This is a genomic window from Haemophilus paracuniculus, from assembly GCF_002015115.1.
Lineage (GTDB): Bacteria > Pseudomonadota > Gammaproteobacteria > Enterobacterales > Pasteurellaceae > Haemophilus_E > Haemophilus_E paracuniculus.
Genome location: NZ_MUYA01000028.1, coordinates 1 through 3,728 on the forward strand (window position 1 = coordinate 1; position 3,728 = coordinate 3,728).

The 3,728-nt window shown below is 45.6% G+C and carries 7 protein-coding genes; all 7 read left to right on the forward strand.

The window, feature by feature from the left end; all coding sequences use genetic code 11:
* The coding region (locus B0187_RS10070) for an HK97 family phage prohead protease (protein WP_211272727.1) at positions 1-204 on the forward strand (204 nt) is incomplete at its 5' end.
* 2 nt (positions 205-206) lie between these two features.
* Positions 207-1,412: a phage portal protein gene (locus B0187_RS10075; RefSeq protein ID WP_078237714.1), complete on the forward strand. Its 1,206-nt coding sequence runs from the start codon at positions 207-209 to the stop codon at positions 1,410-1,412.
* Complete coding sequence (locus B0187_RS10080) at positions 1,396-1,764, forward strand: phage head closure protein (protein WP_078237715.1); 369 nt, start codon at positions 1,396-1,398, stop codon at positions 1,762-1,764. Before B0187_RS10075 ends, B0187_RS10080 begins: the two co-directional genes overlap by 17 nt.
* Positions 1,757-2,062: a head-tail connector protein gene (locus tag B0187_RS10085; RefSeq protein ID WP_078237716.1), complete on the forward strand. Its 306-nt coding sequence runs from the start codon at positions 1,757-1,759 to the stop codon at positions 2,060-2,062. The genes B0187_RS10080 and B0187_RS10085 overlap by 8 nt, the downstream gene beginning before the upstream one ends.
* Before the next feature lie 12 nt (positions 2,063-2,074).
* Positions 2,075-2,431 carry an HNH endonuclease gene (locus B0187_RS10090; RefSeq protein WP_078237717.1) on the forward strand — a complete coding sequence of 119 codons (357 nt, stop codon included), beginning with the start codon at positions 2,075-2,077 and terminating at the stop codon, positions 2,429-2,431.
* A gap of 203 nt (positions 2,432-2,634) precedes the next feature.
* Positions 2,635-3,000, forward strand: coding sequence for a phage terminase small subunit P27 family (locus B0187_RS10095; RefSeq protein WP_078237718.1), 366 nt, complete (start codon positions 2,635-2,637; stop codon positions 2,998-3,000).
* The coding region (locus B0187_RS10100) for a terminase large subunit domain-containing protein (RefSeq protein ID WP_143413781.1) at positions 2,997-3,728 on the forward strand (732 nt) is incomplete at its 3' end. The genes B0187_RS10095 and B0187_RS10100, both read left to right, overlap by 4 nt.

Genomic DNA, 3,728 nt, shown 5'->3' on the forward strand with positions numbered 1-3,728 from the left:
GGCTTTCGTGCCTTAGCAGATGAATGGGACGAAACGGGCGAGATCGCAAAACGTACAGTAAAACAGGCGGAGCTAATGGAAATCACTGTTACAAGCATTCCTGCTTATCCCGACAGTAGTCTAGCAATAGCCAAGCGGTCAATGAAAAAGGGATCAAACTCTCGCCAAAAAATGCAGATGTGGTGCGATGTGTTGGGGGCTTAATGATGTTTGGCTTTTTGAAACGTAAAACAGAACAACGCCATTTGACGATTGATGACGTAATGGCGGCCACCGTGAGCACGGGGTCAGGGGAATTTGTGAGCCCGTCCACGGCGGAAGCCTTGCCAGCGGTATTAAATGCCGTCACGGTAATTAGCCAAGCCGTTGCGAGTATGCCGTGCTATTTATTTGAATTGACGGAAGACGGCAAAAAGCGAGTAGAAAATCACAGTGTTGAATATCTGCTTAATGAAATGCCAAACCGTAATCAAACGCCGTATCAATTCAAAGAAACGATGATGAGGCACGCCCTTTTAAATGGCAATGCCTATGCGTTAATCGGTTGGAATGGGAAAGGACAACCCGACAGCTTAACCCCGTTTCCGCCGCATAGTGTAAACGTGCAACGAACGAATAAAGGCACTTACCTATATCAGATGACAGATATTGACGGAAAAACTTTTACCGCCTTGCAAGATGAAGTATTGCATATTCGCCACGCAAGCTATGACGGCTTTATGGGAAGAAGTCCGATCACTGTTTGCCGTGAGGCAGTGGGGTTAGGTTTAGCACAACAGCGACACGGGGCAGAATTTTTAAAGAATGGGCTAATGTCTAGTGGGGTTATTCAAACGACTGAATGGCTAGATAGCCAAAAAGGACAAAAAGCGATTGAGGCATTAGAACGCTACAAAGGGGCAAAGAATGCAGGTAAGACCCCTATTTTAGAAGGTGGTTTTACTTATCAGCCGTTGGGAATGAGCAATCAAGATGCCGAGTGGTTAAACAGCCGAAAATTTACGATTGAGGATATCGCACGGATTTTTAATATCAGCCCAATCTTCTTGCAAGATTACAGCCATAGCAGTTACAGCAACTTCACCGAGGCGAGCCGTGCTTTTTTAGGTCAGACCCTTAGACCGTGGCTTGTTAATTTTGAACAGCAATTAAAAGATGCTTTGATGATTGATCTCGCCAGTCCTAGCCGTAAGCGTTATGTGATTGAGTTTGACACCAGCGACCTATTACGCACAAATCAAAATGATCGCTTTAACGGTTACGAGATTGCGATTAAGTCGGGCATTCTTAGCCCAAATGAATGTCGCAAGCGTGAGGGGCTTTTACCTTATGAGGGTGGCGATGAGTTTAGCCAGTCGTGGAAGCAGACGGTAGAGATCAAACAAGGGGAAGAAAATGGCACGAATGGTTAGAGCAGGAACATTTGACAAGGTAATCACTTTGCAAGCGGTTGCCCAACCGCAGAGAAATGAGAGAGGTCAAATCATTCGTACAGGTTCGGCAAAGGTTGAGAGTTGGCAAGATGTCGCCACAGTACGGGCGAGCATTGAACCAATACAAGGGCGAGAGTATTTTAGCGGTGCATTTCAGTTAGGTGAAACCGTTGTAAGAATAAGAATGCGATACCTTGCAGGCGTGAATAGACAAATGCGGGTGAAGTATGGTGATCGTATTTTGAAGATAGAGAATGTGATCGACAGCAAAGAACGGCACGAAGAATTACAGTTAATTTGCAAAGAAGGCGAGGCATATAAAAATGGTTAGTATTGAGTTAGACGAAATCAAGCAGCACCTACGCATAGAGCATAATTTAGATGATGACCTTTTGCGAGTGTATGCGGACACCGCCTTAGAGGTTGCTCAAAACCATATCGGCAAAACGTGGGGCGAGGAACGCACCGAAAGCACCACCCCATTTACGCAGGGGATCAAAGTCGGGTGCTTGATGTATATCGGGCATTTATACGCTAATCGTGAAGTCGTGGCAGATGTTCAACTACACGAAGTGCCAATGGCGATCAAGTCTTTATGGAATGTTTACCGAGAGCCAAGCATATTTTAGAGGAATAATCTAATGCCAATGCAACCGTTAAGGCGTTGTTCATTTCCGAGTTGTCGCAATCGAGTGAAATCGGGAAGATGTGAACAACACAAGCCCAAAGATAACCGCTTACCAGCCAGTCAGCGAGGCTACGATCACAAATGGTCAAAGTATCGATCAGGATATTTAAAGCAAAATCCCCTTTGTGTGATGTGTTTAGCCAAGGGGATATATGAGCCAGCGACCGTGATTGACCATATCAAGCCCGTTGAGAACGGACAAGCTGATCCGCTTTTTTGGACAATGAGCAATCATCAAGCCTTATGCCGAAATTGTCACAGTTACAAGACAAGAGAAATAGACAAAAAAGGCTTTGGCGTGAAGAAATAAGGGATTTTCATTATACGAACACGAGAACCAATCCAAGATTTAATTTGTACAAATAATCAACCAACGCAATTTTGCGTTTGAACAAAGTTTAATCAGATTTGACCAGTCGGGGGAGTTTTGGAAAGAAAAGCCCAACCGCTAAAAACCGCCCCCCCAACTCAATTTTTACGCACGACCATTTTTTTGAAAATATAGGACACCAAATGACGAAAAAGAAAACACCCCAAGCCCCCGATTATTTAGACGAAATCGCCGCAGCCCAATGGAAAGCACGCGTCAAGCAACTGATTGAACGAGGCGATATTCAAGAGGCGGATCTCGTTCATCTTGAAATGTATTGCCTCAACTATTCCCTGTATCGCCGAGCGGTCAAGGATTTATCCGAACGAGGTTTCAGCATTACCAACAGCCAAGGCACAGAGGCACGCAACCCCGCCCTTACAGCCAAAGCGGACGCCGAGAAAATTATGATCAAAATGTCTGCCCTCTTAGGGTTTGACCCCGTCAGCAGACGTAAAACCCCAATCGAAACAGACGAAAAAGACGAACTCGATTTACTGGTACTATGAACGAATGGCACAGCTACGCACAAGCGGTCAGATCGGGGCAAATGATTGCCTGTAAACGCATAAAGCAAGCCGTTGAGCGTTATTTTTCAGATTTGGAAAATCCCCACTTCTATTTTGATGAAGAAGTGGTCAAGCGGTTTATTGCGTTCTCTCGCCTATGCCCGCACGTCAAAGGGCATTTACGAGGACAGCCGATTATCTTGTCTGATTGGCAAATTTTCCTGTTTGCTAATTTATTAGGGTTCAAGCACAAAACCACCAGCCTACGCAAATATCGGTCAGCTTATGTGCAAGTGGCCCGAAAAAATGCAAAATCTACCGTTGCGGCGATTTTGGCGAACTGGTTTCTTGTAATGGAAAAAGGACAGCAAGATATCTACACCGCCGCCGTTAGCCGTGATCAGGCAAGAATTGTATTTGATGATGCCAAACAAATGGCGACCTTATCCAAGCCCCTCAAAAAACGGCTCACTATCCAACAGCACAAAATGATTTACCCGCAAAATAACAGCCTAATGCGACCGCTTGCGAGCAAATCAAGCACCATTGAGGGAACAAACCCAAGCCTTGCGATAGTGGACGAATACCACCTACACGCCGACAACAGCGTTTACAGTGCGTTGGAATTAGGGCAAGGGGCAAGACCCGAGGGGCTACTCTTTGCCATTACCACCGCAGGCAGTAACACCATTTCCGCTTGCAAACAGCATTATGACTACTGCTGCCAA

Coding starts and splice junctions, on each gene's coding strand:
- B0187_RS10090 (WP_078237717.1), top strand. CDS start 2,075: ATGCCAATGCAACCGTTAAGGCGTTGTTCATTTCCGAGTTGTCGCAAT.
- B0187_RS10075 (WP_078237714.1), top strand. CDS start 207: ATGTTTGGCTTTTTGAAACGTAAAACAGAACAACGCCATTTGACGATT.
- B0187_RS10095 (WP_078237718.1), top strand. CDS start 2,635: ATGACGAAAAAGAAAACACCCCAAGCCCCCGATTATTTAGACGAAATC.
- B0187_RS10080 (WP_078237715.1), top strand. CDS start 1,396: ATGGCACGAATGGTTAGAGCAGGAACATTTGACAAGGTAATCACTTTG.
- B0187_RS10085 (WP_078237716.1), top strand. CDS start 1,757: ATGGTTAGTATTGAGTTAGACGAAATCAAGCAGCACCTACGCATAGAG.